The sequence below is a fragment of the Streptomyces sp. x-19 genome (genome assembly GCF_046549115.1).
Classification (GTDB): Bacteria; Actinomycetota; Actinomycetes; order Streptomycetales; family Streptomycetaceae; genus Streptomyces; species Streptomyces albulus_C.
In genome coordinates this window covers 336570-353212 of record NZ_JAJPWK010000007.1, presented here as the reverse complement: position 1 = coordinate 353212, position 16643 = coordinate 336570, and the positions used below count along the sequence as shown (strand labels likewise).

The 16643-nt window shown below is 71.4% G+C and carries 16 protein-coding genes and 1 pseudogene; 11 read left to right on the top strand and 6 right to left on the bottom strand.

Going from position 1 to position 16643, the window contains the following annotated elements:
• A pseudogene (locus ACLJT4_RS20450) lies at window positions 1–151 on the bottom strand (ATPase); the annotation flags it as partial.
• Complete coding sequence (locus ACLJT4_RS20445) at window positions 148–288, bottom strand: hypothetical protein (protein WP_411123775.1); 141 nt, start codon at window positions 286–288, stop codon at window positions 148–150. The pseudogene ACLJT4_RS20450 and the gene ACLJT4_RS20445, both read right to left, overlap by 4 nt.
• Before the next feature lie 826 nt (window positions 289–1114).
• Here ACLJT4_RS20445 and ACLJT4_RS20440 point away from each other — a divergent pair.
• Window positions 1115–1960, top strand: a complete 846-nt coding sequence (locus tag ACLJT4_RS20440) for a sigma factor-like helix-turn-helix DNA-binding protein (protein ID WP_376171898.1) — start codon at window positions 1115–1117, stop codon at window positions 1958–1960.
• A gap of 2 nt (window positions 1961–1962) precedes the next feature.
• A complete protein-coding gene (locus ACLJT4_RS20435) occupies window positions 1963–2769 on the top strand; it encodes a hypothetical protein (protein ID WP_411123773.1) in 807 nt (268 codons plus the stop codon).
• Between the two features lie 597 nt (window positions 2770–3366).
• On the opposite strand, the gene phoU is transcribed toward ACLJT4_RS20435, so the two are convergent.
• Window positions 3367–4044, bottom strand: a complete 678-nt coding sequence (gene phoU, locus ACLJT4_RS20430) for a phosphate signaling complex protein PhoU (RefSeq protein WP_016572020.1) — start codon at window positions 4042–4044, stop codon at window positions 3367–3369.
• Between the two features lie 377 nt (window positions 4045–4421).
• Here phoU and ACLJT4_RS20425 point away from each other — a divergent pair, with 377 nt between their 5' ends.
• Both ACLJT4_RS20425 and ACLJT4_RS20420 read left to right on the top strand, forming a co-directional pair.
• On the top strand, window positions 4422–5690 hold the full coding sequence (locus tag ACLJT4_RS20425) for a sensor histidine kinase (RefSeq protein WP_016572019.1): 1269 nt from the start codon (window positions 4422–4424) through the stop codon (window positions 5688–5690).
• Window positions 5687–6367 (top strand): response regulator transcription factor, encoded by a 681-nt coding sequence (locus ACLJT4_RS20420; protein WP_016572018.1) that lies wholly within the window; start codon window positions 5687–5689, stop codon window positions 6365–6367. Before ACLJT4_RS20425 ends, ACLJT4_RS20420 begins: the two co-directional genes overlap by 4 nt.
• A gap of 90 nt (window positions 6368–6457) precedes the next feature.
• Here the strand turns inward: ACLJT4_RS20420 and ACLJT4_RS20415 are convergent, their stop codons facing one another.
• A complete protein-coding gene (locus ACLJT4_RS20415) occupies window positions 6458–7075 on the bottom strand; it encodes a DUF461 domain-containing protein (protein ID WP_411123770.1) in 618 nt (205 codons plus the stop codon).
• Window positions 7076–7821: 746 nt separating this feature from the next.
• Here ACLJT4_RS20415 and ACLJT4_RS20410 point away from each other — a divergent pair.
• The 7 genes from ACLJT4_RS20410 (at window position 7822) to ACLJT4_RS20380 (ending at window position 14861) form a co-directional block, all read left to right on the top strand.
• On the top strand, window positions 7822–8304 hold the full coding sequence (locus ACLJT4_RS20410) for a CarD family transcriptional regulator (protein ID WP_003953493.1): 483 nt from the start codon (window positions 7822–7824) through the stop codon (window positions 8302–8304).
• 348 nt (window positions 8305–8652) lie between these two features.
• Window positions 8653–9399 carry a 2-C-methyl-D-erythritol 4-phosphate cytidylyltransferase gene (gene ispD, locus ACLJT4_RS20405; RefSeq protein ID WP_411123768.1) on the top strand — a complete coding sequence of 249 codons (747 nt, stop codon included), beginning with the start codon at window positions 8653–8655 and terminating at the stop codon, window positions 9397–9399.
• Entirely contained in the window at window positions 9386–9913 is a 528-nt protein-coding gene (ispF, locus tag ACLJT4_RS20400) for a 2-C-methyl-D-erythritol 2,4-cyclodiphosphate synthase (protein WP_411123766.1), read from the top strand. Before ispD ends, ispF begins: the two co-directional genes overlap by 14 nt.
• 146 nt (window positions 9914–10059) lie before the next feature.
• On the top strand, window positions 10060–10464 hold the full coding sequence (locus ACLJT4_RS20395; protein ID WP_411123764.1) for a PPOX class F420-dependent oxidoreductase: 405 nt from the start codon (window positions 10060–10062) through the stop codon (window positions 10462–10464).
• A gap of 140 nt (window positions 10465–10604) precedes the next feature.
• The gene (gene cysS, locus ACLJT4_RS20390; RefSeq protein ID WP_411123762.1) at window positions 10605–11999 is read left to right on the top strand and encodes a cysteine--tRNA ligase; all 1395 of its coding nucleotides are present in this window, start codon (window positions 10605–10607) and stop codon (window positions 11997–11999) included.
• 151 nt (window positions 12000–12150) lie between these two features.
• Entirely contained in the window at window positions 12151–13104 is a 954-nt protein-coding gene (gene rlmB / locus ACLJT4_RS20385; protein ID WP_411123760.1) for a 23S rRNA (guanosine(2251)-2'-O)-methyltransferase RlmB, read from the top strand.
• A gap of 179 nt (window positions 13105–13283) precedes the next feature.
• Complete coding sequence (locus ACLJT4_RS20380; protein WP_411123758.1) at window positions 13284–14861, top strand: DoxX family protein; 1578 nt, start codon at window positions 13284–13286, stop codon at window positions 14859–14861.
• A 260-nt stretch (window positions 14862–15121) separates the two neighbouring features.
• Here the strand turns inward: ACLJT4_RS20380 and ACLJT4_RS20375 are convergent, their stop codons facing one another.
• Both ACLJT4_RS20375 and ACLJT4_RS20370 read right to left on the bottom strand, forming a co-directional pair.
• A complete protein-coding gene (locus tag ACLJT4_RS20375) occupies window positions 15122–15850 on the bottom strand; it encodes an NDP-sugar synthase (protein ID WP_411123756.1) in 729 nt (242 codons plus the stop codon).
• Window positions 15851–15880: 30 nt separating this feature from the next.
• A complete protein-coding gene (locus ACLJT4_RS20370; protein ID WP_411123754.1) occupies window positions 15881–16297 on the bottom strand; it encodes a hypothetical protein in 417 nt (138 codons plus the stop codon).
• Window positions 16298–16643 lie beyond the last annotated feature (346 nt).

The window sequence follows — 16643 nt, the reverse complement described above, 5'->3', positions numbered from 1 at the left end:
CCGGCACGTCCAGGGCTGTCATGTACCGCAACTCCGGGCTGACGTGTGGGTCCCGGAAGTGCTCACGCAGGTCGAGCGTGAGATGCGCCGTCGGCGGTGCGTCGTGCAGGTAGCCGAACGAGATGACTGTGATGTCCACGGGGTTGCTCACGCGGCCTCACCCCGCAGCGCCGCTGCCTGCTGCCGGGCGTCGTCAGCCTTGTCGGCGGCCTGGTTGGCCTGGTCCATGTGGTGCTGGCTCAGGGCGTCGAGCGCTGCGACGGCTTCCTTCTCGAACTCCTCGCTCATCGGGCACCGCCCCCGGGTCGCTGCGAGTCGGCCTGTCGGGCGCGGCGAAGGAACTCGTCCATCTGATCCGAATCGCTGGACTCCGCAGCGATCAGGGATGCGAAACTGGGAAACACAGGACTGCCTCCAACTAGGTGGCCTGTGCGCGGGTCTCGGAGCGGCTACTCCGGGGCCCGCACCTGTTTGTGGTCTCTCGTCACGAGCGACCACAGCCCTCGGCACCACCTGCCCGTGGGCGGGGTGTCGGGGACTGTGAGCACTGGTGCTCAGAGATCGGCTTCGCCGGCGCGCCGTTGGGCACTCCGATCCGAGCCGGAAGATGTGACGTGCGTCTTCCCTGGACATCGTCCGTTTCGGCTCTCACGCGCAACGTGAGGGAGTGCCTACACCGTCCGTGGCGACACTCGGAAACGGTGTCGCCGCAGTCCTATCCACCGACCGGTCATCGCGAGGACTCGCCCCCGCTCGGGATTCGGTGTCTCAGTGCCAATGCACTCACCAGCCTGCGGAGTTCGTTCTCCCTGCGCTGGTGGACCGCTGTCCAGGTTGTTCGCACCGGGTCGGACAGCCGACGGGCCATCTGCCGCTCCCCTCCGACCCGATGGCCGGAGGGTGGTGCTGCCGCTCGGGCCGCGTGTAAGCGGGTCCGGCGAAGCCGTTCTGTCATGCGTTTTTGCAGGTCAAGCAGGGCGAAACGACCTTTCCCCTTGCTTGCTTAGGGGGGCTTGCCGTCTTGCTTGTTAGAGACCATAGGCAACCCCGGGGCCCCGCGCAACCCCCTCTCGCGGTAGTGTTGCTAGACCCCCTAAGCGAGGATTGGAGAACTGTGCACGACGACATGAATCGGGTCTCTGGGATCGCGGCCCCGGTCGAGCGGGCCAAGGCTGCGATCGACCTGATGGCGACGTATCAGGGCTGGGTGCTGGAGTTGTCCCGCATCCGTCGCGAGGCCATCGAGGAGGCGCAAGCGTCCGGCATGACCCAGGCCGAGATTGCGGCGCAGCTCGGCGTAAGCCGAGGCCGGGTGGGGCAGCTAGCGTCGGCCGGCCCGCCCCCGGAGCGGGCGTTCTTCGGCACGGACCTCGTGACCGTGTCACTCGGCGGCAAGTACGAGGGCGGCAAAACCCCTGAGCAGAACCCGAGCGAGGTTGTGACCAGGGAGGATTTCAAGAACTTCGAACATCTGCGGAAGTTGTTGAGCGGGATGAAGCTGGACGCGGAGTACGAGGTGATCCCGCCGTCCGGCATCGTCGATCTCAACCGCGAGAACCACGTGGTCGTCTGCGGGCCCCGACTGTCCCCCGTCGTAGCCATGGTGCTTGCCGGGGACAACAACCTGGCGTTCGAGAAGGACCACGCCTGGCACTTGGTGGACAAGAACGACGGGAACGTCTACCGCTCGCCGATGGACGAAGACGGCTCAGCAAGCGACTTCGGCTACCTGGGCAGGCTCCCTCGGCTGGATGGCCGCGGCACGTTCCTGTACATCGCGGGAATCCACTCTGTCGGCGCCAACGGGGTTGTCCACTACCTCGAAAACAACCTCGCGGAGCTGTACCGAGAGGTTCGTACCCGTCGGTTCTCCACACTAATTTCCTGCCGCTACGACCCGAAGACGCTGGACGTGCTGGAGAGCCGCCGCGTCACCCCGCTCTACCGACACGAGGGCTGATCATGCGCGTCGCCATCGACACACGTCCCGGGGGAACCAACCCGAACGAGGATTGGGTGGCCGCCACACCGACGCTTGCCGTGGTGCTGGACGGACTCAGCACCGCAGGACTGGCCACGGGATGCCAGCACGGCGTCCCGTGGTACGTCGCCCACCTCGGCGGCCACATCGTCGCCGCTCTTGCGGACACCGACCGCCCCCTGCCGGATGGGCTCGCTGATGCTCTCGAACGCACCGCGGCGCTGCACCCTGAGTGCGACCTCAGCAACCCGGGGACGCCGTCGGCCACGGTCGCGATTCTGCGGCATCGGGAGGACGTCCTCGATCACCTCGTTCTCGCGGATTCACCGATCGTTTTCGATGGACCGCAGGGCTGCTCGGCAATTACTGACCTTCGAGTGGATGAGGTCCTTCCTGAGCTGAAGGCCGAGGTCGAGAGGTACGAGACTCACACCCAAGAACACAGAGAAGCCTTGCAGCGCCTCGTCGTTGCGCAGCGGCAAGTGCGCAACACTCCGGAGGGGTACTGGGTGGCTATGGCAGGCCCGGAAGCAGCAGAACACGGTGTGGTCGGCTCCACACCGCTCGATCAAGCGCGCGCCGCCGCAGTTCTTTCCGATGGCACGTCAAGGCTCGTGCTGGAGTACGAGATGGCGACCTGGTCTGAGGTTTTCGCAACGCTCAGGGCGGGGGGGCCGGGCGAGCTAATCGATACCGTGCGGCGGGTTGAGGCTACGGATCCCACAGGCCGACGGTGGCCGCGCTACAAGTCCGGCGACGATGCCACGGCGGCTTTCTGCCAGTGGTGAGCAGGCTGGCCTGAGCGGCGCGGCCACATGCTCAGGAGCTGCGAACGCGCCCGGTCAGCGATGGCCGGGCGCGTCCTTGAGCCTGATCTATAGGTGCGTGGGGAGTTGCTGGGCCGTCTGTGGGCCGTCCGAGGGTGACCGACGACGGCCAACAACCACCAATAACGGCCGCTCCGCCGCAGGTCCTGAGGCTCTGGCCGGGCAACACCCCTGCCCCGAAAAGCGCCTTGCGAGACCCAGGGCAAGAAGAAGTAAGCCCCCGCGCGGAAGCCCCCCACCCGCGGTGGTGCCGCGGGTGGGGGGCTTTGCCGTGCCGTTGCCGTTGCCGTGCCGTTGTCGTGCCGTGGCGCGAGCCGCTGGTCAGCAGTTGCCGCCGCACTGGCACGGGCCGCCGGACTGGCAGCCGCAGCCGCAGCCGGAGCCACAGCCGCACGCGCCGAGGAGCGGGAGCCGCGGCCGGTCGACGGCCGTCGGCTCATCCTGGGACGCGGGGTTCTGGGAGTCCGCCGTGAGTGCCATGTATTCGCCTCCTAGGGGTCACCTGGTGCCCATTGCAAACCCTGGCGCACAGGCGCGTCAACGGCGCGTGGGCGCACGCTACGCGCCCTCCACCGCCGTCTGCGGCGCGATCTCGTCCGGGTGCTCGCCGGTCACGAGGTAGACGACGCGCTTGGCCACCGAGACCGCGTGGTCAGCGAAGCGCTCGTAGTAACGGCCCAGCAGGGTCACGTCCACGGCCGTCTCGATGCCGTGCTTCCACCGGTCGTCCATCAGGTGCTGGAACAGGGTGCGGTGGAGCATGTCCATCGCGTCGTCGTCCTGCTCCAACTGGAGCGCGAGGTCGACGTCCTTGGTGATGATGACCTCGCCGGCCTTGGCCATCAGGCGCTGCGCCAGCTGCCCCATCTCCAAGATGGTGGCGTGCAGGTCGCGCGGCACCGCCCGCTCCGGAAAGCGCAGCCGGGCCAGCTTGGCCACGTGCTGGGCCAGGTCGCCGGAGCGCTCCAGGTCGGCGCTCATCCGCAGCGAGGTGACGACGATCCGCAGGTCGGTGGCGACCGGCTGCTGGCGGGCCAACAGGGCGATGGCCCGCGCCTCCAGGTCGCGCTGGAGGTCGTCGACCTTCTCGTCGGCGGCGATGACGTTCTCGGCCAGCTTCAGGTCCGCGTCGAGTATCGCCGTGGTGGCGCGCCCGATCGCGGAGCCGACGAGCCGGGCCATCTCGACCAGGCCCTCGCCGATCGAATCCAGCTCCTCGTGGTACGCGTCCCGCATCAGTGACCTTCTCTCGCTTCGAGGGATTCCGGTTGCGCCCGGAGTGATCCGGGGAGTGTGGGGGATGGTGCGTGGTGATGAGTGGGAGGTGGCCGTTGCGCCTACGCTCCCACGACCGGCCGCCGGTGGGCCCCCGCACCCTCAATGTGCGGCCGGATCACGACCTGCGGGGCCATCGGGGGTGAACCGCCACCGACCTGAAGGTGAACTCTGGGAAACGCCGGGAAGCCCGGAGGCGGCCGGGGCCGCACCGACCCGGCCCCGCCGGCGCGGAGAGTGAATCGCCACTGACGCCTCGGTGAACTCTGGGCGAAGGGTGTCCGAGCAGCAGCTCCGAGCGCTGGGGGAGTGTCGGAACCGGCACATACTCTGGATTCATGAACGTGGACGCGGCCGTCGCCGCAATGGCAGCGATCGCCGGGCTCTGCACCGGCGTCTTCGCCATGCTGGCGTTCCGCTGGAGCGAGCGGGACCAGGCCAAGCCCACCCGCACCTCCCTGCACACCGAGGCGGTCCTGCCACCCGGTGTCGACACCGTCCTGTCGGTCCTGCGTTCCTCCGCCGTCGTCCTCGACGAGGCGGACACGGTGGTCAAGGCCAGCTCCGCGGCGTACGCCCTCGGGCTGGTCCGGGGCGGTCGGCTCGCCGTCGAGCCGATGCTCCAGATGGCCCGCGACACCCGCCGCGACGGCGAGATACGCCAGGTCGAGCTGGACCTGCCGCGCCGCGGCACCGGCCGCGGGGACGCCCTGGCGGTCTCCGCCCGGGTCGCCCCGCTCGGCTCCCGGCTGGTCCTGCTGCTGGTCGAGGACCTCACGGAGGCCCGCCGCATCGAGGCGGTCCGCCGGGACTTCGTGGCCAACGTCAGCCACGAGCTCAAGACGCCCGTCGGCGCCCTCTCGCTCCTCTCCGAGGCCGTGATGGACGCCAGCGACGACCCCGAGGCGGTCACCCGCTTCGCCGGCCGGATGCAGAACGAGGCCACCCGACTGACCAACCTCGTCCAGGAGCTCATCGACCTCTCCCGGGTGCAGAACGACGACCCGCTGGAGGACTCCGAGCCCGTCCTGGTCGACGAGCTGGTCGCCGAGGCGGTCGACCGCTGCCGCCAGCAGGCCGGCACCAAACAGATCACCATCGCCGCCGGCGGCACCGCCGACCTGCACGTCTGGGGCAACCGCGGCCAGCTCGCCGCCGCCCTGGGCAACCTCGTCGAGAACGCCGTCAACTACTCCCCGGCGCGCACCCGCGTCGGGATAGCGGGCCGCCGGGTCTCCGTACCCGGCGGCGACCTGATCGAGATCGCGGTGACCGACCAGGGCATCGGGATTTCCGAGAAGGACCGCGACCGCATCTTCGAGCGGTTCTACCGCGTCGACCCGGCGCGCTCGCGCGCCACCGGCGGGACCGGTCTCGGCCTCGCCATCGTCAAGCACGTGGCCGCCTCGCACGGCGGGGAGGTCACGGTGTGGAGCGCTGAGGGACAGGGCTCCACCTTCACCCTGCGTCTCCCGGAAGCCGGGACCGTCCGCGACCGCGAACGGCCCTCGGACCTCACCGCGGAGGGCCTCGACGACGAGGACCGTCCGTACGAGACCTTCAACGATCCGCTCCCAGCTCACCCAGCCCCGGAGGTCCTTCCGTGACCCGAGTGCTCGTCGTCGAGGACGAGGAATCGTTCAGCGACGCACTGTCGTACATGCTCCGCAAGGAGGGCTTCGAGGTCGCCGTGGCGGCCACCGGCCCCGACGGCCTGGACGAGTTCGAGCGCAACGGCGCCGACCTCGTCCTGCTGGACCTGATGCTGCCGGGCCTGCCCGGCACCGAGGTCTGCCGCCAGCTGCGCGGCCGCTCCAACGTCCCGGTCATCATGGTGACCGCCAAGGACAGCGAGATCGACAAGGTCGTGGGTCTCGAAATAGGGGCCGACGACTACGTCACCAAGCCGTTCTCGTCCCGCGAACTGGTCGCCCGGATCCGCGCGGTGCTGCGCCGCCGCGGCGAGCCGGAGGAGGTCGCCCCGCAGGCCCTGGAGGCCGGCCCGGTCCGGATGGACGTGGACCGCCACGTCGTCACGGTCTCCGGCGGCAAGGTCGACCTGCCGCTCAAGGAGTTCGACCTCCTGGAGATGCTGCTGCGCAACGCCGGCCGGGTGCTGACCCGGATGCAGCTGATCGACCGCGTCTGGGGCGCCGACTACGTGGGCGACACCAAGACGCTCGACGTCCACGTGAAGCGGCTGCGCGCCAAGATCGAGCCCGACCCGGGGGCCCCGCGCTACCTGGTGACGGTCCGCGGCCTGGGCTACAAGTTCGAGCCGTAGGCCGCCGGCGCCGGCCATGCGTGAAGGGGCGCTCCTCCCGGCCGGGAGGAGCGCCCCTTCACGTGGTGCGGGCGAAGGGCGAAGCGGGCCTCAGTGACCGGCGTGCGCCGACTCCGAGGGCTTGCCGGAGCCGCTCGGGGTGGCCGGGGCGCTGGGGCTGCCCGACTCGGAGGGCTTGCCGCTCGCGGAGGTGGACGGCTGCGGCGTCACCGACGGGCCGTAGCTCTCGAAGACGTTCTTCGCGGGCACGACATAGGCGTTGATCTTGACCTTGCCGGCGGCGCTGAAGGTGAACGTCAGCGGCTGGGCGTTGCCGTCCTGGACGGCCTCCCGGCCGCTCTCCAGGATGGCGCTGGCGTTGCCCTTGCCGCCGATGACCGCGGAACCGCCGGCCGGCACGTCGATCTTGACGGGCGACAGCTTGGCCGACTGGCCGGTGCCGTCGACCGCGATGCCGGTCAGCTGCTGGTCCTTGGTGCCGGTGTTGAACACCGTGGCGGTGATCGCGGCCGGGCCCTTGGCGTTCGCCTCCGGCTGGGTGACGACGTTGACGTTCTGGATCTTGATGTTGCCGACGCTGGTCTCGGCGTTGTCCGGCTTGACCTCCAGCGTCTGGGCGTCGTTCCCGGCGGCGCACGCGGAAAGGGTGGCGACGGAGAGCGAGAGGACGGTGGCGGCGAGGACGCCGCGTCGAAGGCTGCGGCTCACGGCGGCGGCATCTCCTTGACGAGCTACGGCGGCCGAACGTTCGTGCCCGGTCGCGGATGGACGGCTGGGACGGCGTTGCGCACACGTCATGACGACGGGCACGTAAAGCCGCCCTAAGGGTGGGTCAGCGCCGCTAGGTTACCGAGCCGTCCTCGCGGCGCCGCACCCGACCCGCCCCCTAGGCGATCACGCGCCTCCCGGTCGCCCCGGTCCACCCGTGGCCGGGGCGACCGGACGAACGGTCCGCGCACCCCCGGCGGGGATTTCCGGAACCCGATCTCGGACCGATCTCGGCGGTGATCTCCGAAGAACTGGTTGGCATATTCCGCAGCCGGCTGTTCGAGTGGTGGCCGTGGTGTTTCCCCCGGTGAAAAGCAGTATTCACAAGGAATGCACATGCCGCCGGAATTGATCACACGGGGTGGTGCGGGGCCGTTGATCAATTCCGGGATTCCGGCCCGGGCCGTGCGCAAGCGTCCGAACGGAGTAGCGGAACTCGCTCGTGCGGATCGGTGCAAATCGGGACGTTCGGCCCATTGATCATTGTGATTCCGGTGTACTGCGGGTGGCTTTCCGTGCACCCGGGAAGCCCCTCCGACCTGCGAATACCTCCACCCCGAGCCCCTTCGCAGCACGTTCCGGTCGCTGTTGTCAAGCCCCGAGATATGCCCTGACCTGCGAAAACGCCATTCAGAACGGCCCGTTCCCGTGTTAGCATGGATAGCCACGGAAGGGGTACCTGTCACATGACGTTCAAGGTTGGCGACACCGTGGTCTATCCCCATCACGGGGCCGCGCTGATCGAGGCCATCGAAACTCGCCAGATCAAAGGCGTGGACAAGACCTACTTGGTGCTGAAGGTCGCCCAGGGCGACTTGACTGTTCGTGTGCCAGCGGACAACGCGGAGTTCGTCGGCGTACGCGATGTGGTCGGTCAGGACGGGCTGGACCGGGTCTTCGAGGTGCTGCGCGCACCGTATGCCGAAGAGCCGACGAACTGGTCCCGTCGTTACAAGGCAAATCTTGAGAAGCTCGCCTCGGGCGACGTGATCAAGGTCGCCGAGGTCGTGCGTGACCTGTGGCGACGTGAGCGTGAGCGCGGACTCTCCGCCGGTGAGAAGAGGATGCTCGCCAAGGCCCGCCAGATCCTGGTGAGCGAGCTGGCCCTCGCGGAGAACACCAACGAAGACAAGGCCGAGGCCCTGCTCGACGAGGTCCTCGCGTCCTGACGACGCACGGCTGACTGTGCCGGCGTGAGGTGACGACACAGCAGCGACGTAGCAATGCCGCGGTGCCCGAGTGACGCCCCCCTAAGCGGAGGGTCTGTTGCCGGGCGCTGCGGCATATCTGCGGGTGGTGCACGGGAAGGTCGGACGTCGGGCCGGCGGCGGCTTCCTCGGTGAAGCCCGCCGGGCCCTCGTGGTGGCGTGCCGGGCTCGGGCTGCTGCCCCGACCGCTGTCACGGAAGGGTTCCGGTCAAGGCATAACGCCCGGCACTCCCAGGCCATACCCACCTCGCCCGAGGAAACAAACCTGTCTGCCCCAATTCCGGGTTCGCCCGGACTCCGGAGCCATCGATGTCAGATCCTTCCCGCCCGGTCCGTACCGCCGCGGTCATCCCTGCCGCCGGCCGCGGTGTCCGGCTCGGCCCCGGCACCCCCAAGGCGCTGCGCACCCTGGGCGGCACCCCGATGCTGGTGCACGCGGTCCGCGCGATGGCCGCGTCCCGGGCCGTCACGCACATCGTCGTCGTCGCCCCGCCGGACGGCCCCGACGAGGTCCGGCGCCTGCTGGACGCCCATCCGCTCGCCGACCGCACCGAACTGACCGTGGCCCCCGGCGGCGCCACCCGCCAGGAGTCCGTCCGGCTGGGACTGGCCGCCCTGCCCGACGGCATCGACGTGGTGCTGGTCCACGACGCGGCCCGGCCGCTGGTGCCGGTGGAGACCGTGGACGCGGTGATCGCGGCGGTCCGCGGCGGCGCCCCGGCCGTGGTCCCCGCGCTGCCGCTGGCCGACACCGTCAAGCAGGTCGAGCCGCGTCCCCAGGGCACCCCGGAGCCGGTGGTCGGCACCCCGGAGCGGGCCCTGCTGCGCGCCGTGCAGACCCCGCAGGGCTTCGACCTGCCGACGCTGCGCAAGGCGCACGAGGTCGTCGTGGAGGGCGAGGGCGCCACCGACGACGCCGGGCTGGTGGAGCGGCTCGGCCAGGGCGTGGTGCTCGTCCCCGGCCACGAGGAAGCGTTCAAGGTGACCCGGCCGCTGGACCTCGTCCTGGCCGAGGCCGTACTCGCCCGGAGGAGGGCCACCGATGGCTATGTCTGATGCGTCCGCGCAGGTTCCCGCGCCGTCCGGCCTGCCCCTCGTCGGGGTCGGGACCGACGTGCACGCCTTCGAGCAGGGGCGCCCGCTGTGGTGCGCCGGGCTGCTCTGGGACGCAGCGGAGAGCGACGGGTACGGCCTGGCCGGGCACAGCGACGGCGACGTGGCGGCGCACGCCGCCTGCGACGCGCTGTTCTCCGCGGCCGGCATCGGCGACCTCGGTGCGCACTTCGGCACCTCCCGCCCCGAGTGGTCCGGTGCCTCCGGCGTGACGCTGCTGGCCGAGGCGGCGCGGATCGTTCGGGCCGAGGGCTTCGCCGTTGGCAACGTCGCGGTGCAGGTCATCGGCGTCCGGCCGAAGATCGGCAAGCGCCGGGACGAGGCCCAGCGGGCGCTGTCGGCGGCGGTCGGGGCGCCGGTCTCGATCTCCGGCACCACCACCGACGGACTGGGGCTGACCGGCCGCGCCGAGGGGCTGGCCGCGATCGCCACCGCCCTGGTGGTGCGCACCGGCTGAGCCGATCCGCGGGCCGGACCGCGGCGTTCCGCCGATCGGAGTCGCGCCCCGGAGGAATACCCGGCGCCGCAAGGGGCGTTGGGTGAGAATCCGGGGTAGTGGTGTCCATCGGAAGCCGTCGGTTCGGCCCTTAGGAAGGATCCTCCGTGACTGCAACGCTCTCCGACCAGCTCAAGGAGCTGCTCGACTCGCCGGTCTTCGTGACGGTGGGGACGGTCCAGCCGGACGGTAGCCCCCAGCTCTCCCCGGTGTGGGTGAAGCGAGACGGCAACGACCTGCTGATCTCGACGACCGTCGGCCGCCGCAAGGAGCTGAACCTCCGCCGCGACCCGCGGGTGTCGGTGGTCCTCCAGCCGTTCGACGCCCCGTACACCTACGCCGAGATCCGTGGCGAGGCCAGCCTCACCACCGAGGGCGGGCAGGAGCTGATCGACGAGCTGTCGCTGAAGTACACCGGCAAGCCGTACGCGGAGTTCAACCCGACCGCGGTGGACGACGACCAGCGCGTCGTGGTCCGGATCACCCCGCGGAAGGTGGTCGGCCGCGTCTGAGCGCCGCCCCCGCGTGGCGGGACGCCTCCGCCCGGGCAAACCGGGACGGAACCACCGGTCGACGGGGCGGCGGCGAACCATCCGTGTCCCCGTGCTCAAGGGAGCACGGGGCACTCCCGCGTTCCGACTACCCTTGTCCCGTGACGATTCGCCTGTACGACACCAGCGCCCGGCAGATTCGCGACTTCACCCCGCTCCGGCCGGGCTGTGTCTCGATCTACCTCTGTGGTGCGACCGTGCAGGCTGCCCCGCACATCGGACACATCCGGTCGGGACTCAACTTCGACATCATGCGCCGCTGGTTCGCCCACCGCGGCTACGACGTGACGTTCGTCCGCAACGTCACGGACATCGACGACAAGATCATCCAGAAGTCGGCCGAGCAGGGCCGCCCCTGGTGGGCGATCGGCTACGAGAACGAGGTCGCCTTCAACGCGGCCTATGACGCCCTCGGCTGCCTGCGCCCCACCTACGAGCCGCGGGCCACCGGCCACATCCCCGAGATGATCGAGATGATGCGGGGCCTGATCGAGCGCGGCCACGCCTACGCCGCCGACGGCAACGTCTACTTCGACGTGCGCTCCTTCCCGGAGTACCTCCAGCTCTCCAACCAGGAGTTGGACAACCTCCGCCAGCCGTCCGGCGAGGGCGAGACCGGCAAGCGCGACGCGCGCGACTTCGCCATGTGGAAGGCGGCCAAGGAGGGCGAGCCCAGCTGGGAGACCCCCTGGGGCCGCGGCCGGCCGGGCTGGCACCTGGAGTGCTCGGCGATGGCCCACAAGTACCTGGGCCCCGCCTTCGACGTCCACGGCGGCGGCGTCGACCTGGTCTTCCCGCACCACGAGAACGAGATCGCGCAGGCCAAGGCGTACGGCGACGACTTCGCCCGGTACTGGTCGCACAACGCCTGGGTGACCATGAGCGGCGAGAAGATGTCCAAGTCGCTGGGCAACTCCGTGCTGGTCTCGGAGATGGTCAAGCGCTGGCGGCCGATCGTGCTGCGCTACTACCTCGGCACCCCGCACTACCGCTCGATGATCGAGTACAGCGAGGAGGCGCTGCGCGAGGCCGAGTCGTCGTTCGCGCGGATCGAGGGCTTCGTCCAGCGCGTCGTGGAGAAGGCCGGGACCGTCGAGCCGGCGGCCGAGGTGCCGCTGGCGTTCGCCGAGGCGATGGACGACGACCTGGGCGTCCCGCAGGCGCTGGCGATCGTGCACACCACCGTCCGGCAGGGCAATTCGGCGCTGACCGCGGACGACAAGGACGCCGCGGTCGCCCGGCTCGCCGAGGTGCGGGCGATGCTCGGCGTGCTCGGCCTGGACCCGCTCGACGAGCGGTGGACGGGCGGCGGCGCGGACCGCGGCGAGGACCTGCACGGGGTCGTGGACTCCCTCGTCCGGCTGGTCCTGGAACAGCGGCAGGGCGCCCGGGCCCGCAAGGACTACGCGACCGCCGATGCCATCCGCGACCAGCTCCAGCAGTCCGGCCTGACCATCGAGGACACCCCTTCGGGCCCGCGCTGGTCGCTTACCTGAGCCCGTCCCCGGGGCCGTCCCGGGGCCCGGCCGCACCCCCGGCCACCAGCCGGATTCGCCCTTCCCGGTGACCGCGGGCGACACTCAATCCATACGTACGTACCCACTCCACGTCGCGAGACGTCGAGAGCAGTGAAGAAACAGGTGACCCATGGCCGGCAACAGCCAGCGCAGGAACCGCCGCACGTCGAACAAGAAGGGCGCTCAGGTCGGCAGTGGCGGTAAGCGGCGCCGGTCTCTCGAAGGCAAGGGGCCGACCCCGCCGGCCTCCGCACGCAAGGGGCACGTCAAGAACCGCGTCGCCAACGCCAAGGCCAAGCAGGCCGCCGGGCGCGGGCCGGCCCCGCGGCGCGGCGGCGCCAAGGGCACCGCGGAGCTGGTCGTGGGCCGCAACCCGGTCGTCGAGGCGCTGCGCGAGGGCGTGCCGGCGACCACCCTGTACGTGCAGCAGTTCATCGACAACGACGAGCGGGTGCGCGAGGCGCTCCAGCTCGCCAACGAGCTGGGGCTGAACCTCATGGAGGCCCCGCGGCCCGAGCTCGACCGGATGACGAACGGCCTCAACCACCAGGGCCTGGTCGCCCAGATCCCGCCGTACGAGTACGCGCACCCCGAGGACCTCGCCGCAGCCGCCTTCGACGACGGCGAGGACCCGCTGATCGTCGCGTTGGACGGCGTCACCGACCCGCGCAACCTCGGTGCCGTGGTCCGGTCCGTGTCGGCCTTCGGCGGCCACGGCGTGGTCGTCCCGGAGCGCCGCGCGGCCGGGATGACCGCCGGTGCCTGGAAGACCTCGGCGGGCACCGCGGCCCGCACGCCGGTGGCCCGCGCCACCAACCTGACCCGGGCCCTGGAGGCGTACCAGAAGGCCGGCATGACGGTGGTCGGCCTGGCCGCGGACGGGGAAGTGGAGCTCCAGGACCTCCAGGCGCTGGACGGTCCGGTCGTCATCGTCGTCGGCAGTGAGGGCAAGGGCCTGTCGAGGCTCGTCGGCGAGACCTGCGACGTGCGGGTGCGGATCCCGATGCCGGGCGGCGCGGAGTCGCTGAACGCCGGTGTCGCGGCCGGCGTGGTGCTGTGGGAGGCGGCGCGCCGCCGCGGCTGATCGTGGCCGCCGCCGGGCGTTTCCCGGCCGTTCCCGGGCCGGGCGGGGCCGCGTTCCCGCCCGGCCCGGGGCACAACATGACGCTCCGTGTGACTTCGCCGCATCACGTGATCTTTTGACGGGTCTCGGACAGATCGTGCCGGTCAAGGCAGTGTCTTAACCGCGGGTCACTCGGTTAGATGAGCGTGGACACCAGAACACCCCGCACACCGGGGGGACGCTCGTCGAGCTTCGACGACGAGCCGGTCCTGAGCTCGGTCAAGGTGCCGTGCGATCCCGCGCAGGTCATCGTCAACCACGCCAGCTTCCGCGTGCAGCTCGCCGCCCCGGTGGCCGCGCGCGTCCTGGCCGAGACCCCGCGCGTCCCCGCCCTCCGGGGGTCGCCGCCCAGACGCCGCACGCCCGTGGTCTGGAGCGGCCGCACCGAACCGGGCGGCGCGGCCGGCGCCACCACCCAACTCCTGCACGCGGTGCGCGACGCGGGCGTCGGCCTGGACCCCGGCCCGGCCGAGGACGTCGGGACGACCCAGGTCCTGCCCCGGGTCCGGCTCGGCGAGTCCCCCGCCTCCACCGTGGTCGGCCAGCGCGGCCCCGCCGACGACGAGGACACCCTGCCGCGCGGCACCCGCGCCCTGCCCGGCCCGTTCCCCGGCCCGCGGTACGCCGGCGGCGCGCACGGCGGCGACGACGAGCGGTTCGAGGCGCGCGACCTCCTCGACACCGGGGCCAGGCGGCGCGTCGGCGACGGCGTGCGGCACGCGTACTACCCCGGCCGCCGGATGAACCTCGGCGTCGTCCTGCTGCCGCTGCGGATCTTCCTCGGCCTGATCTCCGTCTACGCCGGGATGGGCAAGCTCTGCGACCCGGTGTACTTCGACGGTGGCCAGCGCGGCTCGATGGTCACCTGGCTGCTCTCCCTGCACCCCTGGGAACTCGCCGTGCCGCTGCGGGACTTCGCGGTCGCGCACCCGGTCGGCGCCGGGCTGACGGTGGCGTTCCTCCAGGTCGTGGTCGGCGTGCTGACCATCTGCGGACTGTGGCAGCGGGTCGCCGCGTCGTTCGGCGCGCTGCTCTCCGCGGCGCTGCTGATGACCGTCAGCTGGCGCACCCTGCCCGCCTACGACGCCCCCGACATCATCTACCTCGCCGCCTGGAGCCCGCTGATCATCGCGGGTGCCCCGGTCTACTCCATGGACGCCCGGCTCGCCGGCGAGGCGTGGCGGCGGCTCGGCCCGCGCGTCGAGGTCGGTGCGCTGCGCCGCCGGGTGCTGCGCCGCGGCGCCATGATGACCGCGGTGGTGGCCGGTCTGACCCTGCTCATCGGTTCCCTGCTGGGCGGTGCCGTAAGGACCGCCCGGGTGCCCACCGTGCCGCGGCCCGGCGAGCCCGCGATCAACAACCTCCCCGGCTCCCCCCTGCCCCGCCCGGGCCACAACGGTTCGCGGCCCGGCCACCGCATCCCCCGCCACCCCGGTGCGCCCTCGACGGGCGCCTCCCACAAGGCCCACAAGCCGGGCCTGCCGACCGCCTCGGCCCCCGGCGCCCCGTCGGCCGGCGGCCGCACCGGCGCCGCGACCCGTCGGCCCGGCGCGACCACCAGCGCCCCGCAGCACTCGGCCCCGGCCCATGTCCCGTCCCGCACCCAGTCGCCGGGCGGTTCGGGCGGCACCGGCGGCGGTACGACCGGCAGCTCCAGCAACGGCACCCCCGGAGGCGACTCCGGCCGCGGCAGCACCCTCGGCGGTCTGCTGGGCTGACCCGCCCGCGGGCCGGCCGTCCGTCCGCACCACGCGTCCCCGATCGCTCCGCTCCCTCAGGCCTCCGGGCCGAGGGTGGTGGGCGGCCGGGGACGACTGCGTTCGGGGGAGGGTTGGGAGGAGGGCGGCGGGGCTGGCGGCTGGAGCGGGCGCCGTGCGCGGGGGTTGTGCCGCGGGTGTCGTGGGGCGGGGCGTGGGCGGCGGGATGCGGCTCGACGGCCCCGTCGGCGCCCGCGCGTCATCCAGGGCCCTGGGGGGCCTCAACGGGACTGTGCGGCGAGCTCCTTGGCGGCCTCGGTGAGGTCCTTGGCGGTGTCGATGGCGCGCCAGTAGGCGCCCTGGGGGAGCGGGTAGCCGGCCAGCCGGCGTTCCCGGGCGAGGCGCGGGAAGGTGGTGCGCTCGTGGTCGCCCCGGGCGGGCAGCAGCTCGGTGAAGGCGGCGGAGAAGACGTAGACGCCCGCGTTGATCAGGTACGGGGACGGCGGGGCCTCGATGAAGTCCAGCACGTGTCCGAAGGCGTCGGTTTCGACGGCGCCCCAGGGGATGCGCGGACGGGCCAGTGCCAAGGTGGCCACGGCGTCGCGCTCGTGGTGGAAGGCGGCCATCTCGCGGAGCGGGAAGCGGGTCCAGATGTCGCCGTTGGTGGCGTACCAGGGCTCGTCCGGGCGGGGCAGGGAGCCCGCGGCGTGCTTCAGGCCGCCGCCGCGGCCCAGCGGCTCGTCCTCGACGACGGTCGTCACGCGCAAGGGGAGTCGGGCCTGCTCCAGCCATTCCTGGAGGACCTCGGCGAGGTGCCCGCAGGAGACGACGGCGTCGGTGACGCCCTCCTCGGCGAGCCAGTTCAGCTGATGGCCGATGATCGGGGTCCCGGTGCCGGGAATCTCGACCATCGGCTTGGGTCGGTCGTCGGTGTACGGGCGGAGACGGGAGCCCTGGCCACCGGCCAGGACCACGGCCTGCGTGGGGAACGGATGCGGGGCGCCGGTCATGGTTCGCACCCTAAGCGGTGCGAGCAACGGTCACTGGGCAGCGGCCACGCCGGTGGCGAAGGAGGTGTCGCAGACCGGGCGGGAGAACGCCTGGGCGCGGTGCGCGGCGCCGTACTTGGCGACCGCGGCGCGGCCGAGGGCACGGGCGATGGAGGCGCAGTGCTTGGCCAGCGACGGCCGGGCGGTGGTGGCCTCCTGGAGGTGCGTCAGGGCGACGCCGGGGTCCTTCTCCTGGAGTTCCACCAGGAGGCGGTCCCGGAGGACGTCCTGGGCGGCACGGGGGCCGGCCTGGGTGGAGACCTTCCCGGAGGAGGCGGCGAGCACCTGCGACTCGGCGCTCTTCGATGCCCAGGGGACGCGGGTGACCGCGAGGGTCCCGGACAGGACGAGGACGACGGGCAGGACGAGGGCGAGAGTTCGGCCGATTCGGCGGGCTGCGGAGTTCACGGTCGTGATGGTAGCGAGGGGTGATGATTTGGCGACATTCGGTCACCTTATTGGGGGACGGAATGGCTCGTCGGTGCGGTTGTTGGGTTGACGCACTGGTACGAAAAGCCGCTTCCGGGGCGGCAATTGCGGCGAGTTGCCGGAAGTGCGACGGAGCCCTCGCGGGCTTGCGGGCGCGGGCCCGGCCCCGGTCCGGACGCGCCGCGGCGGCGGTGCGGGGACGCGCACTACCCCACACCGCCGCCGCGGTAAACCCGTCCGGGTCGGGCCCGGTGGTCCTGATCGGCTCGTTCGTTGGCCTGTTGGCCTGTTGGCCTGTTGGCCCGCCGGTCGACGGGCGAGCGGG